The following is a 20602-nucleotide window of genomic DNA, read 5'->3' as shown; positions in this document are numbered from 1 at the left end:
AGCAGCTTAAGAATTGTGTAAAAGCTGCAGAATAGGGCTGCTATTGATAAGTTATCTTAAATCGTTGAAGAGGCTTTCTACTCCCTTACAGACTCCAATAGATCATTTTAGCGAGGTATAAAACATTAATGCAGGTTTTAAAATGGTGGTTTCTAATTGCAGGAATAGTTCCTGTTATGGCTTTTGCTTCTCCTGAGGCTGGTCATGCTGATCCAGTTGCATTTGTATTACTTGGCGTTACTACGATTTTTTTCTTTGCAATTATTGGGCGTTATACAGCAAGACGTCTGAATCAGCCAAGTGTGCTGGGTGAATTGTTAATTGGAATTCTTATTGGAAATATATTTTATTATTATGGATTTCCCTTGGCAATTTTGTTACGAGAAGGCTCCTCCATTTTTGATGCGGTAAAGGAAATACTTCAAGGAGTGCCATTGAATCAAGCAGTTAGCTCGGTTATTCCAAATGCTAATTACGCGCAACAGGTTGTTGGTGCTTTAAGTGGCCCTCATGGTTCTGATTTTCTTAAAATTGTTTATATTGTTGATACCTTTTCAAGATATGGGGTTATTTTCCTCTTATTTATGGTGGGTTTGGAAAGCTCGATAGAGGAAATGAAACATACAGGCCGCGATTCACTTATTGTTGCTTTGATTGGTGTGATTGCCCCCATGTTATTAGGGTTTGGTACTGTTTATTTATTGATGCCTAATGCTTCCTATCAATCTGATTTATTTATTGCAGCGACCCTGAGTGCAACGAGTATAGGAATTACAGCACGTGTTCTTTCCGAAATGAAAAAATTACGCACTAAAGAAGCAAGAACCATATTGGGTGCGGCAATGTTGGATGATGTATTGGGACTAATTATATTGGCCGTAGTCAGCTCTTTAGTGATTGGTGGGATAGTTGATTTTATGATTGTGTTGCGCATTATTGTAAGCGCGATACTTTTTTTTGCTGGAACCTTATTTTTAGGTCCCATTGTCCTGCGTAAGGCGATTCATTTTTTCCGTTTTCTTGAACCTTGGGAAGCAAAATTATTCATTACTTTTCTGTTTATCATGACTCTTTCTTGGTTAGCTTCGGTGCTTCAACTTGCAACAATTATTGGGGCATTTACTGCGGGAGTCATTCTTCATGATGACTATTTTGATGGCGTACCGTTAAGTCAACAAGAAAATCGCAGTATTTATCACTTATTATCGCCATTAGAGTCCATCTTAGCACCGATGTTTTTTATTGTAATTGGCATCCAAGTTAAATTAGAAAGTTTTTATCATTTGAATGTAATTATTTTGGCAACGGGTTTAATCATCGCAGCGGTGATTGGTAAATTAGTCAGTGGATATGGGGCTCGCTCTTCAAATGATCGGTTATTAATTGGTATCGGTATGCTTCCTCGCGGCGAAGTTGGTTTAGTTTTTGCATCTATTGGTCGAACTTTAGGTGTTATTTCCGATGATTTATTTTCTGCAATTGTTTTGATGGTAATGGTGACAACATTTATTGCACCTTTTTTATTAAAAATTCGATATGCGCAGAAAGACAGGAAAATAGTACATGAGTAAAATTTCTTTACAGATAGAAACCGAGGTGACACGTGCATTACATGAAGATGTAGGTGATGGAGATGTTACTGCAACTTTATTATCCGCCGATCTTCGGGCTGAGGCAGAAATTATCTCTCGAGAACCTATGGTGGTATGCGGTCAAAGGTGGGTTAATGAAGTATTTAATCAACTTGATGATCAAGTAAAACTAAAGTGGCTCGTCACGGAAGGAGAGTGGTTAGCGGCTCCAGCAACTTTATGTACGTTATATGGGCCAGCAAGAAGCATCTTAACCGGTGAGCGAACTGCCTTGAATTTTTTACAAACTCTTTCTGCTACGGCAACACAAACGTATCATTATACGCAAAAGCTTCGTGGTACACCGACTCGATTACTCGATACCCGGAAAACACTTCCTGGATTAAGAGCAGCACAAAAATATGCGGTGACTTGCGGAGGAGGTGTTAATCACCGTATGGGCCTTTATGATGCTATATTAATTAAAGAAAATCATATCAAAGCCTGTGGTTCGGTGGCGGAAGCTGTTGCGTTGGCAAGAAAAAATAATAAAAATGTATTGGTTGAGGTTGAAGTCGAAACTCTGGATGAGTTACGTGAAGCAATTTGTGCTCACCCTGATAGAATTATGTTGGATAATTTTAATCAAAACATGCTTGAAGAGGCGATTAGAATAAATCAGCCAAAATGTTGTGATTTAGAAGTGTCTGGAGGAGTTACCCTGGAAAATATTGCTACAATAGGTCAATTAGGTGTGGATTTCATTTCTGTTGGTGCGATTACCAAATCAATTCAGGCTATAGACTTAAGCTTACTTATTAGGAAGATTTTATGATGCCAATGATAGTTTTTACCGGAGGAGGTACAGCAGGACATGTGGCGCCTAACCTGGCATTAATACACGAGTTCAGCCATAAAAGTTGGGAAATTGCTTATATTGGTTCTGCTCATGGTATTGAAAAGCAGATGATAGAACCACTTAAAATTCCATTTTATGGTATAAGCAGCGGTAAACTACGCCGGTATTTAAGTTTAAAAAACTTATTGGATCCCTTTAAGATCGTAGTGGGTATTGTGCAATCTTTTTTCTTGCTTAATAAATTAAAACCTGATGTGGTTTTTTCAAAGGGCGGTTTTGTTGCATTTCCAGTTGTGCTAGGGGCTTGGTTAAATCGGATTCCTGTTGTGGCCCATGAGTCCGACATGAGTCCTGGACTCGCTAATCGGCTGTGCTTTCCTTTCGTTAATAAAATTTGTTTAACGTTTGAAGCAGGAAAAAAGCATTTTAAAAATCAAGATAAAATAGAAGTTACAGGAACGCCAATTCGTAAGCAGTTGTTTGCCGGTAATGGCGACCGTGGACGTGAGTTATGTGGATTTAATGCAGAAAAACCATGTCTTTTAGCTATAGGGGGCAGCTTGGGGGCGGGTTCTATTAATCGAAGTATTCGTGAGGCGTTACCTCAATTAACAAAAGAATATCAAGTTATTCATATCTGTGGAAAAGGGAAACTAGAGACTTCCTTACTCAATCGTCGGGACTACAAGCAGTTTGAGTATGCTAATGAAGAATTAGCTGATTTATTTGCCGCGGCATCGGTTATTGTTTCACGAGCAGGTGCTAACTCTCTTTATGAAATTTTAGCTTTAGGAAAGCCTCATATCTTAATTCCTTTACCAGCTGAGGTTAGTCGAGGAGATCAAATTCAAAATGCTCGCTATTTTCAAAAAATAGGTATTAGCCTTGTAATTGAAGATCGATCTTTGAATACAGATACTTTACTGCAAACTTTACATGAACTGGAGAATAATAAAAGGGATATTAATAATAAAATCAATGCACTAAATATTAAGTCCGCTACAGACCAAATCGTAGCTATTATTGAGGAGCAAGTTCATGTTCAATCCGCAAGCGCTGTATGAATTCGTTTGTCACCAATGGGAAGCGGAAATTATCCCTAGTTTATGTGATTACATAAAAATTCCTAATAAATCCCCTCATTTTGATCCTAAATGGCAGGAACATGGACTCATGGATAAGGCGGTATCCCATATTGCTGATTGGTGCAAGGCACATGCTCCTAAAGGCATGATGCTTGAAATTATGAGGCTTGAAGGACGGACTCCATTAATTTTTATCGAAGTTCCTGGTGAAATTGATGAAACTGTTTTGTTGTATGGCCATCTTGATAAACAGCCTGAAATGTCTGGATGGAGTGAAGATTTACACCCGTGGCAACCGGTGTTAAAAGATGGACGTTTATATGGTCGTGGAGCTGCAGATGATGGCTATTCTGCCTATGCGTCATTAACTGCAATTTGTGCTTTACAGAATCAAGGGTTGCCTATTCCTCGCTGTGTTTTGATTATCGAAGCGTGTGAAGAGAGCGGTAGTTATGATCTGCCTTATTATATTGAACAATTACATGACCGAATTGGCAATCCTAAGCTAGTTATCTGCCTTGACTCTGGTGCTGGGAATTACGAGCAATTGTGGATGACTACTTCGTTACGAGGAAATTTGGTCGGTGAACTATCCGTCGAGCTCATTCATGAAGGCGTCCATTCGGGTGCTGCAAGTGGTATTGTTGCAGATAGTTTTCGAGTCGCACGACAATTAATTAGTCGTATTGAAGATGAGGCTTCAGGAGAGGTCAAACTATCTGATTTGTATTGTGAAATTCCAGAAGAGCGAGTAAAACAAGCAGAACAGTGTGCCCAAGTTTTAGGCGATTCTGTTTATGCAGAATTTCCATTACATGAAGGAGTGGAGCCGATAACAAAGGATAGGAAACAATTGATTCTAAATCGGACATGGCGACCTGCGTTAACTGTTACCGGGGCTGATGGATTTCCTACTATAGAGAATGCAGGGAATGTTTTACGACCACAAACTGCACTAAAATTGTCCATGCGTTTACCACCTTTAGTAGACCCTAAAATTGCAGCAACAGTGATGCATGATGCCTTAACTAAAGAACCTCCTTATCATGCTAAAGTGAGTTTTAATGTAGGAGATGGCTCGCAGGGATGGAATGCCCCTCAACTTGCTTCATGGTTGGAAAAAGCGGCTGATGCCGCATCAATGGCTTTTTATGGAAAGCCAGCTGCTTATCTGGGAGAAGGGGGAACTATTCCTTTTATGGGAATGTTAGGTAAGAAATTCCCTGAGGCACAATTTATGATTACCGGGGTTTTGGGACCTCATTCCAATGCTCATGGCCCTAATGAATTCTTGCACTTAGATATGGTGAGAAAATTAACTGCATCCGTTGCTTACGTGCTTCATCACGTAAATTAATTTAGTTCGAGTTGCCCTCATACTGACCCTCTCCCATGATGGGAGAGGGGATGCTTGCGTGCGGTCGAGTTAAAAAATGCTGACAATTTTCCCTTCTCCCATTGGGGAGAAGGTGCCCGCCAAACATCCCCGCCCCATCAATCTAGATTTTTCGTTACTCATTGAACTTAAAGCAAAAAAATTAAAAAACCTCTCGACAGGACGCTCAAATCTTGGGATACTTTTGCCGGCTCTGGAACGAGCCATATAGTCCAACAATTAGGAGAAAATTATGAAAGCAAAATTTATTGCTACTGTTTTGTCATTATCAGTAATTACTTTTTCTGCTCATGCAGTTATTCCCAAAGATATCTCAGGCAAAAAAAAGCCTCCTGTAGTAATTCATAAAATTGATCTCAACTCGGCTGATTTATCAACGCTTACGGGCTCAGTTAAAGGTATTGGGAAAAAGCGAGCTGAAGCCATCATTGCCTATCGTAAAAGTCATCATGGTTTTAAATCTTTAGAAGAGCTTGCTGAGGTGAAGGGTTTAGGCCAACATTTTATGACGGCGAATCGAGATAAATTAAATCAGGTATTTGTTATTAATAAAATAGAATAAAAATCCTATTAAATAAGTAGAACAATGTCACTGTTGTGCGTATTAATTAGTACAACAGTGACACACAATTGAAATGCTTTAGAGTACAGACGCAGGTGCGTTAATATGCTCTAACTCATCTTTTAAGTGACTAATTTCAGTCTTAAAGAATGTGAAGCTCGTTGCTGATCGAATCGCAATAAAGCCTCTTTTATGATGAATTGCTTTAAGGAATTTTCCAATATCACTTTCTTTACCTTTTTCTTTACTCAATTCATCATTCATTTCTTTCTCAGACAATCCAGCCAATTTCTTTTTGTCTTCAATAGATAATTGTTGGAAGGTTGTTTCAATTGTCTGTATTTTCTTATGCGGATCAGAGGAGAAAAAACCTGCACGCTGTAAAATTCCATTATTCATTGTTTCTATAAACTGATTAATTTTCTCTAAGCGCTGAATTTCAGCAGCTATCTCTAATAAACCTATTTGATCGTTACAGTTAATTATTTTTTGTTTTATTTTACTTGTATCTGCTTTATTTAAGCGTAATCCACCCAGGGCTATAAGTAGATCCGGTTTTATATTATCAGCGGGTACTTCAACTGGTTGTTTTAGGGCATTTGCTTCTTTTAACTGGTTTCTTAGTTTAATTAATGATTCGTTGAGCAGAGCATTTTCTTGCACCAAAGTCTTCAACTGAACTTTAAGCTGAGTCATATCCTGTGGAGCCTCACTTACCGGTTCCTGGATTTTTTTCCCTTTTTCTACTCGCTCAAGTAATGACTCATATTCTCGTTGTAGAGAATCCAGCTTTGTTTGAAGCGGATTTATTTCGGGACTCTCTTCACTTGATGATTTTGCAGTTTGTTTCTCTTTAAGTTGTTGATTTAATTCATTATTTTCTAATTGTAATTCTTCTAATCGTTTTCTAAGCTGAAAAATTGTTTTTTCGTCTTCCTTTCCAGAGGCTAAAATCCTTAGCTCCTCTTTTTCCTTTTGAACACGCTGTAATTGAATCTTCAACTCTTCTAAAGCCGACCTGGTTTGTTGTAATTCATTTTTTTGCTGCTCAATAGTTTGTTTAGCTGCGGATTCGACTTTTTGAAGTCGGGTAAGTTCTATACCTTGTTGCTCAAGCTTTTGGGTCGCTTCATCAATTTGAAGCTTAAGATGCTCATATTCTTGTTGTAAGGTTTGTAGCTGGCTGTGAGACTCTTGTAAAGCATCTGTTTTTTGTTTTACGAGTTCGCTGGTTTTTTGTAGCTCTTCCTGAGTAGAAGCTAATTCTTTCCTCTTTTTCTCGAAACTGGCGTTCGATTGATCGCCATAAAGTTTGATAAGTTGAGTGAGTGTCATGGCTTGTATTGCCTTGGCATTTTCAGGATCTATTTTTATAAGAATCTCTCTAAAGTCACTAATATATTTATTTATTTTCTCTTGGTTTGCTTCTGGGAAACCAAGCGTTTTAAAGGTTTCACTGTGAACTTCTTCAAGTCTTCTGGCTTCTACTGCAAATTCTTTTTGTGTTTCATAGATTGCATTAGCTACTCCGAAGCATTTTTGACATTGACCTAATGATTGTTTTATTTGTTGAAGAGCTTTTTGCGCTTCTTCCGCTTTATTCTTTTTTAACGGTGAGCTTTTTTTCATTTTTAAAGCAATAATATTTTCCAGACTTTGCTCAATGGCTTTATGCATTGAGGTCCATTGCAAGTCAATCCCAGACGTTTGCGCTTGCCCTTTACCCGTTTTTTTTGCTTGAGCAATGGCTGCTTTTTCCTCTTCAGGTAAGACTCTAAAAGGAGTTCGCATGAAGTCAGCCAAATTTAGGATTGAGTCAAGAAGCTCATGTACTTTATCTTCATACTTTCCCTTGAACATCTCCTTCTGCTCTTCAGCAGAAATACCTTTAAAAATAAACATTTTTAATATTGCTTTATGTTTTTGGGAAGGAGTCCCCTCGATACTCGCAAAAAATTGTTCAGGTGTGAACGCTTCGTGAATTAATGGTTTAACAAAAGCATGTACTACGGCGATTTGCTCATTATCTAACTCAACAATTGGCTTATCATTATGTTTTATTCCTAAACGTAAATAAGCGCCTAACAACGCAGATGCATCAATTGCTGGTTTGTCTTGCTGGTGAATATGGAGTCGTTGAGGTCCTAGTAGACTTATAAAATTAGCAATGTTATCCATTATCTTTAGATATTGAGGGCTGTCTTTGCCCTTATTAGTTGCTTCTTTTAAGAAGATAAAAAGATTAAAAAGAAGTCTACCCATTAAATCAGGTTCACCATGGGTCCACTGCGATAATTCTTTGAGTTTTAAACTGGTAGGCATAATAAATAACAACCTTAAGTGAAGTTCATCTATGTCAGGGGATGATAGTGTATAATATAATCAAATTGATTACAAAATATATTTTTAACTGGAAATTGAACCATAATGGAAGCTTGGACAATGTTTAAAATGGTAATTTAGAAAAATAATTTATAATCAGTTTGTTATTTTGATTTTTGAAGTTGCACAAATACAATAAAAGTTATTATTGTTTTTGACGCTTATCAAAAATTGAAAATTTGCTTCATGTATAAAAATTCACTCTTTAATTTTAAATTGTTGTGTAGAACTGTCGATTTTTATCCAAATTTAGTATAAAGTAGCGCACAAAAAGAGAATGGGATAGTGCGGCTTATGTTCAGAAAATTAAGGGGTGTGTTCTCCAATGATTTATCGATTGATTTGGGAACAGCTAATACATTGATTTATGTGAGAGACAAAGGGATTGTTCTAAATGAACCCTCTGTAGTTGCTTTGCGTAATGAGTCAGGGCAAAAACGTGTTGCGGCTGTAGGTCTTGAAGCGAAGCGAATGTTGGGAAGAACCCCAGGAAACATCAACGCCATAAGACCGATGAAAGATGGGGTCATCGCTGACTTTTTTGTTACTGAAAAAATGTTGCAACATTTTATTCATAAAGTTCATGAAAATAAATTCCTACGTCCAAGTCCACGAGTTTTGGTTTGTGTTCCCTGTGGTTCGACGCAAGTTGAACGTCGTGCGATTCGCGAATCTGCAATGGGAGCGGGTGCCCGTGAAGTATTCCTTATTGAAGAACCTATGGCAGCTGCTTTAGGCTCGGGAATGCCCGTGGAAGAAGCCAGTGGCTCTATGGTTGTGGATATAGGTGGCGGTACAACAGAAGTTGCAATTATTTCCTTAAGTGGGATTGTTTATCACCAATCTGTTCGTATCGGTGGTGATAAGTTTGATGATGCGATTGTATCTTATGTACGCCGAAACTACGGAACACTTATTGGTGAAACTACCGCAGAGCGTATCAAACATGAAATTGGCTCAGCATTCCCAAGTCGTGATTTATTTGAAATAGAAGTTCGTGGAAGAAACCTCGCTGAAGGGGTTCCCCGTAGTTTCATTCTCACTAGTGCTGAAATTTTAGAAGCACTTCAAGAGCCTTTATCAGGTATTGTTGGGGCAGTGAGAGCTGCTTTAGAATTAGCTCCACCTGAATTGGCAGCAGACATTGCTGAGCGGGGTATGGTTTTAACCGGAGGCGGTGCGCTATTGAAAAACATAGATACTTTGCTAATGGAAGAAACTGGTTTACCTGTATTAATTGCTGAAGATCCGCTGACCTGTGTTGCACGTGGTGGTGGTAAAGCTTTAGAAACCATGGATTTGCGCGGCGGTGATTTCCTCTCAACAGAATAATACGCATAACAGATTGTTTAGTAGACGCGGGTACAGTTCTTTAGGATTTGTGCTCGCTCTTGTCTTTTCTGTTTTTTTAATGTTCTCTGATTATCATTACCGTTATTTAGATAGTGTGCGTAGTGGTTTTTCCTTTGTCGTTGCACCTTTGCAATATGCAGTTGATTACCCTGTACGCGTCATTGGCTGGGTACAGTCGCTGGTTAGTGCGAAAAAAGCGTTAATCGCAGAAAATATGCAATTGCGCTATCAGCAAACCATGCTGGAAGCAGAATTACAAAAGTTAATCATCATTCAAAAAGAAAATTCTCAATTAAAAGAGTTGCTCCAAACTTCCTCTAAAGCCGATATGAGTGCAATGGCTGCACAAATTCTTGCTGTTGATACCAGTAATTCACGTCAAGTAGTTATTTTAAATAAGGGAAAACGGGATGGTGCCTATGTGGGGCAGCCTGTTTTGGATGCCAAAGGAGTTATGGGGCAAATTGTTGATGTGGGTCCTATAACCAGTACGGTCTTACTTATTTCTGACTCTAAGAGTGCTGTCCCAGTACGTAATAATCGCACGGGAGAACGTGCGATTCTTGTTGGAACTAATGACATAGAGAAATTATCTTTAATTAATTTACCCAAAACTTCATCGATTCATCCGGGTGATGTATTGGTTACTTCGGGTTTGGATAGGCATTATCCAGAAGGATATCCTGTAGGGCGTGTGGAAGAGGTGAATAGCATTCCTGGTGAAGATTTTGTTAAGGTTAAAGTAGAACCCGTTGCCCTACTTAATCGTAATCGGTTGGTATTGCTGATTTGGCAAGATGTAGAGCAAGAGCAATTAAATACGCAAATTAATGAGCGTTTAAATGCTAAGGAGACTATGTGATGAGAAATCTTCGCGTACGCTTATGCTTGGGATTTATTATAGCTCTTCTTTTATCCATTTTACCTATGCCTGAATTAATCTCAGATTTTAGACCGCCTTGGGTTTTATTACTCGTGCTTTACATAGAATATTTTTTACCGGGCAACTTTAGGCTAACTACCTTATTGTTTGTGGGATTATTATTGGATGTCCTATTGGCAACAGTAATTGGAGAGCATTCATTTGCCTTGCTTTTGGTTACCTGGATTGCTTCCAGCAAATCAAGACGGTTTCAATTTTTTTCTATGATGCAGCAAATATTTTTAGTTGGATTTTTTTGTCTTTTATACCAATCGATTATCTCTTTAATTACTGCTCTTCTGGGTTTCAACTATAGTTTGTTTATGCCTGTAGCGAGTGCTTTGGTTGGTATGTTTATCTGGCCATGGATACGCTTGCTTGGCGAAGATACATTGTTAAAACGTCTGGTTTATCGTTAAGGGATCATCCTTCGTTACACGTTCCAATTCACTTTAAGTTTTACATGACTTATAACAAAACCCACGTACTGCGGCTTGGCCGCGGGATCCAGGGATTGAGGCATTTATCTCGCTTTTTTCCTGGATCCCGCGGACAAGTCGGAGCACGTAGGCTCAGTGGCTGTCCAGGAAAACTTAAGGTGAATTGGAAGCGTTACACTCGTGATGAGGGTTGGTTATTTGAATTGATGATGTATTATTCTGTATTCACCAGGTTGTAAGTTTTCTAAGCTCCAGCTACCAATTCTATGACGGACTAACCTTAAGGTAGGGAACCCAATTGCGGCAGTCATTCTCCGAACCTGATGATTTTTCCCTTCTCTTAAAGTAATTTCCAACCAGCTGGTAGGAATATTTTTCCGGAAGCGAATAGGGGGGGTACGTGGCCATAATTGAGGCTCCTCAATAAGTTTGACTTCAGCAGGCAAAAAGCTAATGTCTTTGAGCACTAAACCCTTTTTCAGGGGAGCTAAATCAATTTCATTAGGAATACCCTCAACCTGAACCCAATAATACTTTCTTTTATTGAATTTAGGATGAGTTAACTGATGTTGCAGAGCTCCATGATTCGTTAATAATAATAGGCCCTCGCTGTTTTTATCCAATCGTCCTGCTGCGTAAAAATCAGGTTTATTGATAAAAGCAGCTAAGGTATGCTCCTGAGCATCCCCTGAGAATTGGCTAACGACACCATAAGGTTTATTGAAGAGTATAATCTCTGGCATTAAATATGATATAAAAAGGAGTTTCGAATATGCCTATAGTAGGGGCTTTCCATATTATGGGCAATTCAATTCATTGTTTTTGTAGGTTAATTCTTATACAATAACGCAAAAATTATACTTTATGGTGAAAATTGTTCATGAAATACACAATCTTAGTTTCTCTCTTTTTTTGTCAATGTACCTATGCGATGAATCATGTTGTAATGGTTGGTGATGAAAAAGTAGAGATTAAACAGATTGTCGGTAGAGGAAAGACTTTTATACACTTGCATCATAATGAACAAACTGCTTTAAAAGCAGCTCAGGCGGTGATCCAGAAAGATGGAGGGAGCCTTATTGCACTCGTACACTCCGGCGGTCGAAATGTAGTCTTTCATTTAAATAACCAACGTTATGAGTTTGATCCAAATCGAATTTTTACAGATAATGGAATCAAAAAAACGCTTTCACAGTTCGGTCGATATAATCCTCAGGCGCATCAAGAAGTAAATAAGTTGGCTAGTAAAATCAAGCAGTTATTGCCAAAAGGGAAGATAGTAGCTGTACATAATAATTCAACTTATTCACTTAAAGATTATTTACCAGGAAACACATTGGAAAAAGATGCACAGGCAATCCATATGATTCCTGAAAATTATTTCCGTAATTTTTATTTAGTCACCAAAATTAATGATTTTCTCCGTTTGAAAAGCAAAGGTTATAATGGAATTTTACAAAAACCTTCTGCCACAGATGATGGATCATTGTCTATTTATTTGTCAAAAAATGATTATATCAACGTTGAAGCAGGATATGATCAACTTGTTGAACAGATCAAAATGTTGCAACATGCATAGTAAACATTCAAGCATGCTAATTAAATAGAAATGGTACTTGGGATTCCAAGTTATCACATGCTATCATTGCCTTTTCTCTAATTTTACGGAGTTGTCAATGACATACGATAAAATCAAAGTGCCTTCACATGGTGAGGCTATAACAGTTGCTGCTGATCTGTCACTTCGTGTACCAAATAATCCCATTATCCCTTTTATTGAAGGAGATGGTATTGGTGTGGATGTAACCCCACCTATGATTCGTGTTGTTGATGCTGCTGTTGCAAAAGCATATGGTGATAAGAGAAAAATTGCCTGGATGGAAGTTTATGCAGGAGAAAAAGCGACTAAAGTTTATGGGGCTGATCAATGGTTACCTAAAGAAACTTTAGATGCGATGAAAAAGTATGTTGTTTCGATTAAAGGCCCCCTGACAACTCCAGTTGGAGGCGGAATTCGTTCACTCAACGTCGCTATTCGTCAAGAAATGGACCTTTATACTTGTTTGCGACCCATTCGTTATTTTGAGGGCGTCCCAAGTCCACTCAAAGAGCCTGAGAAAACCGATATGGTTATTTTTAGAGAAAACTCTGAGGACATTTACGCGGGTATTGAATGGAAGGCGGATTCCCCAGAAGCTAAGAAAGTGATTGAATTCTTAATGAAGGATATGGGTGTTAAAAAAATCCGTTTTCCTGAGCATTGTGGCATAGGTATTAAACCTGTTTCTAAAGAAGGAACTACACGTTTAGTAAGAGCCGCAATCCAATACGCAATTGATAATGACCGCCAAACAGTTACTTTGGTTCATAAAGGCAATATTATGAAATTCACCGAAGGAGCGTTCAAAGATTGGGGCTATCAAGTTGCACGCGATGTTTTTGGTGCTAAAGAATATGAAGGTGGTCCTTGGATGGAATTCAAGAATCCAAAAACAGGTAAGCAAATTATTATAAATGATGTAATTGCTGATGCATTCTTGCAACAAATTCTTTTAAGACCGGAAGATTATAGCGTAATTGCTACGCTAAATTTAAATGGGGATTATATTTCCGATGCTTTAGCTGCTCAAGTAGGTGGTATTGGTATTGCTCCAGGTGCAAATATAAGTGATGACGTTGCTGTATTTGAAGCAACCCATGGAACGGCACCAAAATATGCGGGCAAGAATAAAGTAAACCCTGGGTCAATTATCCTGTCTGCTGAAATGATGTTACGTCACATGGGATGGAATGAGGCTGCTGATTTAATTATCAAAGGCATGCAAGGTGCCATCGCAGCTAAAACAGTCACCTATGATTTTGAGCGTGGTATGAGCGGTGCAACTTTGGTCAGTAGCTCTGGTTTTGGAGAGGAAATAATTAAAAATATGTAAATCGTATGGATGAAATCTAGCCTCAGTGAAATCCAATACAAGCAAGGATAGTTATCCAGTTTTGTATTTTCACTAGGGCTACTTTCCTACCAACTATAATTATACCTTTAATGAATGTTAACTAATCAATATGTTTTTGAATATTTCAAAGACTAATTTTTTCATTAAAAATAGATGATTTTACTGGCCAAAAGTGCGTAAGGAGTCTATAAAAATAGTATAGAGGTTGTATGTTATGAGCGGGCAAAATCTAGAGGAAATTGTTAGGCAAAAAGTCGCTGAACCGGAGCTGAGCACGGAAATCAGAGTGCCTAGAAAGTACAAAGTAGTATTGCTCAATGATGATTATACACCTATGGATTTTGTAGTGGAGGTACTGAAGCATTTTTTTCACCTAAGTGAAGAACTTGCTGTTCAGGTGATGTTACAGGTTCATATTCAAGGAAAAGGCGTGTGTGGGGTATTTACACGAGATATAGCAGAAACAAAAGTAGCACTGGTAAATGAATACGCCAGAATGAATCAGCACCCATTGCTATCCAGCATGGAACCCGAGTAATTTGCTGTGGGCTGAAGAGGAGCAACGACAATGTTAAATAAAGAACTTGAATTCACCTTGAATTTAGCTTTCAAGGAAGCAAAAGAGAAGCGTCATGAATTTATGACCGTGGAGCATTTGTTGTTGTCATTGCTTGATAATCCAGCGGCTGGAAGTGTATTGCAAGCATGTGATGCAAATATTGAAGCATTACGTCGCGATTTAATTGAATTCATAGATGAAACGACCCCTAGAATTCCTGAAGATGAATTAGATAGGGAAACTCAACCTACACTTGGTTTTCAACGCGTGTTACAACGTGCAGTATTTCATGTTCAATCTGCTGGAAAAACCGAAGTAACCGGGGCTAATGTTTTAGCGGCAATTTTTAGCGAACAAGAAAGCCAGGCAGTTTATTTCTTACGCCGTGAAAACATTACGCGACTTGACGTAATTAATTATATTTCTCATGGTGTTTCTAAGTATCAAAACAATGATATGCATGAAAACATGAATTCTATGGAAGATGATATGAATTCATCAGAGGGAAATGAGTCACCTCTGGAAAGCTATTGTACCAACCTCAACAGACGTGCAAAACAAGGAAAAATTGACCCTTTGATTGGACGTCATGAAGAAGTACAACGCACCATTCAAGTATTATGTCGACGCAGGAAAAACAATCCTTTGCTGGTGGGTGAAGCTGGAGTGGGTAAAACTGCAATTGCAGAAGGACTGGCCCGACGTATTGTAGATGGTGAAATACCTGATGCCATCCGTGATTGTATTGTTTATTCACTTGATTTAGGTGCTTTGCTTGCTGGGACCAAATATCGTGGTGATTTTGAAAAACGATTAAAAGCAGTGTTAAAACAATTAGGTCAACAGGATGGAGCAGTACTATTTATTGATGAAATTCACACAATTATTGGTGCTGGAGCCGCATCTGGTGGTGTTATGGATGCCTCTAATTTAATTAAACCTCTGTTGGCAAACGGAGAGCTAAAATGTATAGGTTCTACAACTTACCAGGAATACCGAGGTATTTTTGAGAAAGATAGAGCTTTAGCAAGACGTTTCCAAAAAATTGATATTCCTGAACCTACAGTCGATGAAACATTTGAAATATTGAAAGGATTAAAAGGACGATTAGAAGAACACCATGGTGTGAAATTTACTATTCCTGCACTGAAAGCTGCTGCTGAATTATCTGCAAAATACATTAATGATCGATTTTTACCTGATAAAGCGATCGATGTGGTTGATGAGGCAGGTGCCTATCAGAATTTATTAACGGCAAGCAAACGCAAGAAAATTATTAGCGTGACTGAAATTGAGAGCGTAGTTGCGAAAATTGCACGTATACCTATCAAGAAAGTATCTGCCCGTGATAAAGATACTTTACGGAATTTAGAACGTGATTTAAAGCTCTTAGTCTATGGACAAGATCAGGCGATCACTGCATTAGCTTCTGCAATTAAATTAGGTCGTTCTGGACTTAGAGATCCTCAAAAACCAGTTGGTTGTTTCTTATTCGCTGGACCAACAGGTGTTGGAAAAACAGAAGTAACCAGACAATTGGCTAATGTTTTAGGCATAGAGTTGTTACGTTTCGATATGTCTGAATATATGGAAAAACATACAGTGTCCCGTTTAATTGGTGCTCCTCCGGGATATGTTGGCTATGATCAAGGTGGTTTGTTGACTGAAGCAGTTACCAAAAATCCTCATGCAGTACTGTTGCTTGATGAAATAGAAAAAGCCCATCCAGATGTATTTAATTTGCTGTTGCAAATTATGGATCATGGTACCTTAACCGATACTAATGGTCGTCAAGCTGATTTTAGACATATTATTCTGGTAATGACCTCTAATGCAGGGGCAGGAGAGATGGTACGGAACTCTATTGGATTTTCACAACAAGATAATAGCAATGACGGGCTTGAAGTGATTAAAAAACAATTTAGCCCTGAGTTCAGAAACAGACTCGATGCAATTATTAATTTTGCTCCATTGGATGCTGTGACCATTGGTTTAGTGGTTGATAAGTTCATTATGGAGTTGGATGAGCAATTAAGTCATAAAGGTGTTACCTTTAACGTCGATAAAATGGCTCGTGAGTGGCTTATTGAGCACGGCTATGACAAGGTGATGGGCGCTCGACCAATGGCTCGATTGATTCAAGAAAATGTAAAAAAACCACTTGCGGACGAACTTTTATTCGGTAAGTTGATGCATGGTGGTCACGTCACCTTAAAAGTTAAAGACGGAAAGCTGCATTTTGTTAGTCATGATCATAGAGAGGGTGTTTTTTAAATGACATTGACTGTAACAATAATAACTAAAAATGAAGAGAGAAATATTAGAAGATGTCTTGAATCCGTACGATTTGCTGATGAAGTAATCGTACTGGATTCTGGAAGTACTGATAACACAGTAGCCATTGCCAAAGAATACACCGAGCATGTTTTCTCCACAGACTGGCCAGGTTATGGTGCTCAAAAACAAAGAGCATTATCAAAAGCTACAGGGGATTGGGTGTTAAATCTTGATGCTGATGAATCCGTCAGTGAGGAGTTGCAGCAAGAAATCAAGGCGGCCATGTCATCCAATTCAGCCGATGCTTTTAGAATTGCAATTCAAATGTATTTCTATAATCAACCCTTAAAATATTCTTCTAGCCCCAAGCGTCACATTCGTCTTTTTAAACGTGCAAACGCCTATTTTAGTAATGATATTGTGCATGAAAAAATAGTACTTCCAGAGGGTACACGAATTGGTAAAATCAAAAATGTCATTATGCACCATTCATTTAAAGATGTAAGTCATGTTTTGTATAAGATGAATAAATATTCATCTTATAGCGCGAAAACATACATCTTAAATAAGAGAAAATCCAGTTTCATTAAAACTGTGGCAAGTACAGCATGGATGTTTTTCAGATGTTATATCTTGCAACGTGGATTTTTAGATGGCAGAATAGGTTTTTTATTTGCAGTGTTTAATGCACAAGGTACTTTTTATCGTGGTATTAAACAATTGTATCAAGACAGCAATATAGACCAATTGCCAAAAAGCACAGAGGAATTAATTTGAGACTGAGCTTGTTAGAAGAAAAAAATAATATACTAATACCAACGCTTCTTGTCCTATTAGCTTTTTTTATCCCTATAAGTGTCAGTATTAAGTCAATTTTAGTGGTAATTTGCTTAGTGGCCCTCGTGCTTGCTCCTTACTACAGACAATATATGCATTATGCTTTTAATACATTATGGGCCCGTGCCGCCATTGGTTTATTTCTTTTTGTTATAATCGCGTGTTTGTGGTCTGAAGCACCGTACTCCTTACAATATAATGTTATTGATAAATATTCTAAGTTAATTTTCCTGCCTGTATTTGCTGTAGGCTTTATTAAACCACAGACCAGAATTTGGGTTTTAAATAGTTATATATTAACGATGATCGTGACTTGTATTCTTTCGGTGTTGAAGGTTAGACATTTAATAACGTTTCATTCCACAGATCCTGCAGATGTATTTTACAATCATATTATTACTGGGTTTATGGTTGCCTTAGGTGTTTATTTTGCCGTAATTTTAGCATTACGACCGAATATAAATAAGTGGTTGCGGATTTTCTATATTTTTATGGTTGTTTTAGGAACATATCACACATTTTTTCTTAATCCTGGAAGAACTGGCTACATTATCTATGGTGTTTTAATGTCTTTATTGATTGTGCAAAAATTGCCTCTTAAAAAAGCTTTAATAGGGATGGTAGCATTTATAGGCGCAATTAGTTTGGCTTATACTCTAAGTCCCGTAATGCAAAACGGGGTTCATTTAATGATGCATGATATTCAGCTCCTGAAACATCATCAAGCAGATACTTCTTTAGGTTTTAGAATACAGTTTCATCAATATGCTCAATCTTTATTTGAAAGAAATCCACTTATAGGGGTAGGCACAGGAGGTTTCCAATATAACTTTGCCAAAGAACAGCCTATTCCTGCCTGGGGAAAGAAGCTTAATGAACCTCATGGTCAATATTGGTTGACTCTTGCGGAACTGGGGTTAATAGGGATTGCTCTTTTTCTTTTTTTTATAGGCACGTTGTTTATTACTGCCTTCAAGCTTAAAGAAATGAAACCCTTTCTTTTGGGATTATTGGTTTCTTTTTGTGTGCTATCTTTCTCAGATACTATATTTTGTTATTCTACGATAGGTTATTTGTTAATTCTTTTCAGCGCATTGTGCTTTGGGGAACTCATTGAAAAACATCAAGAGGCAGTAGTCCAAAAAGTATGAGTTAAGAATACGCACCAACACGAACTCTAAATGTTGCTTGGGTGCAGTGAAGCGAAATCCTGGTCAATGATTTTCCCAAGCTCTATTTCGTTGCACTCAGGCATACATGTGTATGCGGGTACGTTTTTAAATATCTAACAATTGTACTGGCCAGAGATGATAAAAATGATGGACCGGTCCATTACCTAAACCCACACAATGATCCTTTGCAGCCTGAATGGCATTGAATAAATAACTTTTTGCGATACCGCATGCCGGAATCATGTCGATTTTTTGGGCAAGACAGGCCGTTATCGCTGCCGAAAGAGTGCATCCAGTTCCGTGAGTATTTTTAGAATTAATTCTCGGGCTTGCAAACCAATGAGTGTCTCCATTTGCTCCTATTAATAAATCATTCGATTCTTGTGAGTGGAGAAGATGTCCACCTTTGAGTAAAACATATTTAGGGCCAAACTCAAGCAGCTGTTGAGCAACATACATCATTTCCTTTTCAGACGATGCATGTGTTCCTGTAAAAGTAGATGCTTCTGGAAGGTTGGGGGTAATCAACGTGGCAAGTGGCATAAGGTTTGTTATCAGGGAATCCACAGCCTCGGGTAATAATAAAGGATCACCACTTTTAGCAACAGTTACAGGATCAACCACGATGGGAATATCTACTGCTTTTTTTTTAAGGAATGAGGAAACTAACTCAATGATTTCATTATTGAAGAGCATCCCTATCTTTATGCTGTCTGGTTTAATGTCATCAAAAATAGCATTTAGCTGATCTTCTATAGCTTGCAATGGAATAGTGTAGCACCGTTTTACGCCACAGGTATTCTGTACGGGCAGTGCTGTAAGCACAGTCATTCCATAGCAACCTAAAGCAGAAAATGTTTTTAAGTCAGCTTGAATTCCAGCTCCACCTGAGCCATCGAATCCTGCTATAGATAAGGCTTTATATTGCATAACTATGCTCCGCTACGACTTTTGACATTGAACTCCAATCTGGTTCGAACAGATTATTAATAAATACTTCTTTGAATGTTGCAGGAGTTTTGACACGATCATGCGCCAATTGTCCACATAAGCCGAAGTAGGCCGTTGCTTGAATTGCAGCATGATAATGATTGGCGTGACAAGCAACAAAGGCACTAAGAACAGCGGTCATTGTGCAACCCATTCCTGTGATCAGTGGCATGAGGTTAGAACCAAATGGCAGTAAATTTTCATCCACTCCATTAGTTATAAAATCTTCAGGCCCGCTGATTACAACTGTTTTATGGGATTGTGCTAGTATATGTGCACTATTGATTGCTTTGGTTACAGGATCTGAGCTTTCAACTCCTTTAGTGCTGCCGTTTGCACCAGCTAATGAAATGATTTCACTCGCATTTCCTCTGATGACTTGAGCATAAGGAAATAACTCCATTGCGGCAGCAGTTCGAAGTTTGCTTGCTCCTGCGCCAACAGGATCCATAATAAGTGGTTTACCTATGGAGTTTGCAATATTTGCTGCCAATCGAGCTCTATCCATAAATGCATCATTCAAAGTACCTATATTAATATATACTGCCTGACTTAAATGGATCAGCTCTTCAATTTCATCTACAGATTCAGACATGAGTGGTGCAGCACCCAAAGCCAAAAGGCTATTTGCCATAAAATCCATAGTTACGTAATTAGTGAGGCAAAGTATTAAGGGTTTTTGTTGTTTTAATAAGGTAAGGGTGGATTGTATTTGGTTAAGCATATGTGTTCCTGGCAAGCGATACTTCGCAGCGTGAGAATAAGCCGCGAAGTATATATCTGAAACCTACCAAGCTGCAATTTTCTCTTCTGGTCGTAAAGAACACTCTTCAGAAATTGAGCCATCATTACATACAACGAATCCAGTTACGCTGTAGGTTGAAACAACGCCGCCTTTCCATAAGCAGCAACCACGAAATAATTGTAAATCCATCACAGCGTGTGGTGTGCAATAACATGCAGAATAAAAACCATTTCTACAAACAAGACGGCCGGCAGATGAATCACAATAGCTCACTCCTCCCATTTGACTACAACAACCGGAAATATATTGGGATTGGGCGTATGCTGGTGAAATAAGAAGACTTAATATACCGATACATAAAAGAGTTTTAAGTGACTGCATCTTGATTTCTCGAATTATTTTTTTCTTTTTAGGATAGCATAGGGTCTGTTTAAATTTCTACTATCTTAGCCAGGCTGTCCTGATTTTTTGCGCTTCAGAACTCGAAAAGGAGGCATT

General features: G+C 38.3%; 19 protein-coding genes. 14 read left to right on the top strand and 5 right to left on the bottom strand.

Annotation, left to right across the window (positions count from 1 at the left end):
* The first annotated feature begins 128 nt into the window (after positions 1-128).
* The 5 genes from ACWTEW_RS08255 to ACWTEW_RS08235 all read left to right on the top strand — a co-directional run bounded on the left by ACWTEW_RS08255 (position 129) and on the right by ACWTEW_RS08235 (position 5473).
* Positions 129-1571 carry a cation:proton antiporter gene (locus ACWTEW_RS08255; protein ID WP_454781220.1) on the top strand — a complete coding sequence of 481 codons (1443 nt, stop codon included), beginning with the start codon at positions 129-131 and terminating at the stop codon, positions 1569-1571.
* On the top strand, positions 1564-2406 hold the full coding sequence (gene nadC, locus ACWTEW_RS08250) for a carboxylating nicotinate-nucleotide diphosphorylase (protein WP_454781219.1): 843 nt from the start codon (positions 1564-1566) through the stop codon (positions 2404-2406). Before ACWTEW_RS08255 ends, nadC begins: the two co-directional genes overlap by 8 nt.
* A complete protein-coding gene (locus tag ACWTEW_RS08245; protein ID WP_454781218.1) occupies positions 2403-3494 on the top strand; it encodes an undecaprenyldiphospho-muramoylpentapeptide beta-N-acetylglucosaminyltransferase in 1092 nt (363 codons plus the stop codon). Before nadC ends, ACWTEW_RS08245 begins: the two co-directional genes overlap by 4 nt.
* Entirely contained in the window at positions 3469-4872 is a 1404-nt protein-coding gene (locus ACWTEW_RS08240; protein WP_454781217.1) for a M20 family metallopeptidase, read from the top strand. Before ACWTEW_RS08245 ends, ACWTEW_RS08240 begins: the two co-directional genes overlap by 26 nt.
* Before the next feature lie 271 nt (positions 4873-5143).
* Positions 5144-5473: a ComEA family DNA-binding protein gene (locus ACWTEW_RS08235; RefSeq protein ID WP_454781216.1), complete on the top strand. Its 330-nt coding sequence runs from the start codon at positions 5144-5146 to the stop codon at positions 5471-5473.
* A 78-nt stretch (positions 5474-5551) separates the two neighbouring features.
* Here ACWTEW_RS08235 and ACWTEW_RS08230 read toward each other — a convergent pair whose 3' ends face one another.
* A complete protein-coding gene (locus ACWTEW_RS08230) occupies positions 5552-7795 on the bottom strand; it encodes a coiled-coil domain-containing protein (RefSeq protein ID WP_454781215.1) in 2244 nt (747 codons plus the stop codon).
* A gap of 354 nt (positions 7796-8149) precedes the next feature.
* Between ACWTEW_RS08230 and ACWTEW_RS08225 the strand changes: the two genes are divergently transcribed.
* The 3 genes from ACWTEW_RS08225 to mreD are packed head-to-tail and all read left to right on the top strand — an operon-like array spanning position 8150 to position 10549.
* Entirely contained in the window at positions 8150-9187 is a 1038-nt protein-coding gene (locus ACWTEW_RS08225; RefSeq protein WP_003636696.1) for a rod shape-determining protein, read from the top strand.
* Positions 9165-10070 carry a rod shape-determining protein MreC gene (gene mreC, locus ACWTEW_RS08220; RefSeq protein ID WP_454781214.1) on the top strand — a complete coding sequence of 302 codons (906 nt, stop codon included), beginning with the start codon at positions 9165-9167 and terminating at the stop codon, positions 10068-10070. Before ACWTEW_RS08225 ends, mreC begins: the two co-directional genes overlap by 23 nt.
* Complete coding sequence (mreD, locus tag ACWTEW_RS08215; protein ID WP_454781213.1) at positions 10070-10549, top strand: rod shape-determining protein MreD; 480 nt, start codon at positions 10070-10072, stop codon at positions 10547-10549. Before mreC ends, mreD begins: the two co-directional genes overlap by 1 nt.
* 215 nt (positions 10550-10764) lie before the next feature.
* On the opposite strand, the gene ACWTEW_RS08210 is transcribed toward mreD, so the two are convergent.
* Positions 10765-11313 carry a pseudouridine synthase gene (locus tag ACWTEW_RS08210; protein ID WP_454781212.1) on the bottom strand — a complete coding sequence of 183 codons (549 nt, stop codon included), beginning with the start codon at positions 11311-11313 and terminating at the stop codon, positions 10765-10767.
* Positions 11314-11501: 188 nt separating this feature from the next.
* Between ACWTEW_RS08210 and ACWTEW_RS08205 the strand changes: the two genes are divergently transcribed.
* The 6 genes from ACWTEW_RS08205 to ACWTEW_RS08180 all read left to right on the top strand — a co-directional run bounded on the left by ACWTEW_RS08205 (position 11502) and on the right by ACWTEW_RS08180 (position 18348).
* Positions 11502-12149, top strand: coding sequence for a protein tyrosine phosphatase (locus ACWTEW_RS08205; protein WP_454781211.1), 648 nt, complete (start codon positions 11502-11504; stop codon positions 12147-12149).
* A 97-nt stretch (positions 12150-12246) separates the two neighbouring features.
* Complete coding sequence (icd, locus tag ACWTEW_RS08200) at positions 12247-13503, top strand: NADP-dependent isocitrate dehydrogenase (RefSeq protein WP_454781210.1); 1257 nt, start codon at positions 12247-12249, stop codon at positions 13501-13503.
* Positions 13504-13738: 235 nt separating this feature from the next.
* Positions 13739-14062, top strand: coding sequence for an ATP-dependent Clp protease adapter ClpS (gene clpS, locus ACWTEW_RS08195; RefSeq protein ID WP_454781209.1), 324 nt, complete (start codon positions 13739-13741; stop codon positions 14060-14062).
* 30 nt (positions 14063-14092) lie between these two features.
* The gene (gene clpA, locus ACWTEW_RS08190; RefSeq protein WP_454781208.1) at positions 14093-16357 is read left to right on the top strand and encodes an ATP-dependent Clp protease ATP-binding subunit ClpA; all 2265 of its coding nucleotides are present in this window, start codon (positions 14093-14095) and stop codon (positions 16355-16357) included.
* Positions 16358-17137 (top strand): glycosyltransferase family 2 protein, encoded by a 780-nt coding sequence (locus ACWTEW_RS08185; RefSeq protein WP_454781207.1) that lies wholly within the window; start codon positions 16358-16360, stop codon positions 17135-17137.
* On the top strand, positions 17134-18348 hold the full coding sequence (locus ACWTEW_RS08180) for an O-antigen ligase family protein (protein WP_454781206.1): 1215 nt from the start codon (positions 17134-17136) through the stop codon (positions 18346-18348). Before ACWTEW_RS08185 ends, ACWTEW_RS08180 begins: the two co-directional genes overlap by 4 nt.
* A 126-nt stretch (positions 18349-18474) precedes the next feature.
* On the opposite strand, the gene thiD is transcribed toward ACWTEW_RS08180, so the two are convergent.
* The 3 genes from thiD to ACWTEW_RS08165 form a co-directional block, all read right to left on the bottom strand.
* Complete coding sequence (gene thiD, locus ACWTEW_RS08175) at positions 18475-19299, bottom strand: bifunctional hydroxymethylpyrimidine kinase/phosphomethylpyrimidine kinase (RefSeq protein WP_454781205.1); 825 nt, start codon at positions 19297-19299, stop codon at positions 18475-18477.
* Entirely contained in the window at positions 19289-20083 is a 795-nt protein-coding gene (gene thiM / locus ACWTEW_RS08170) for a hydroxyethylthiazole kinase (RefSeq protein ID WP_454781204.1), read from the bottom strand. The genes thiD and thiM overlap by 11 nt, the downstream gene beginning before the upstream one ends.
* A 63-nt stretch (positions 20084-20146) precedes the next feature.
* Positions 20147-20485, bottom strand: coding sequence for a neurogenic locus notch (locus ACWTEW_RS08165; RefSeq protein ID WP_454781203.1), 339 nt, complete (start codon positions 20483-20485; stop codon positions 20147-20149).
* Between the last annotated feature and the right edge of the window lie 117 nt (positions 20486-20602).

The sequence above is a fragment of the Legionella stuttgartensis genome (assembly GCF_977063405.2).
This window is presented reverse-complemented; position numbering and strand designations above follow the sequence as displayed.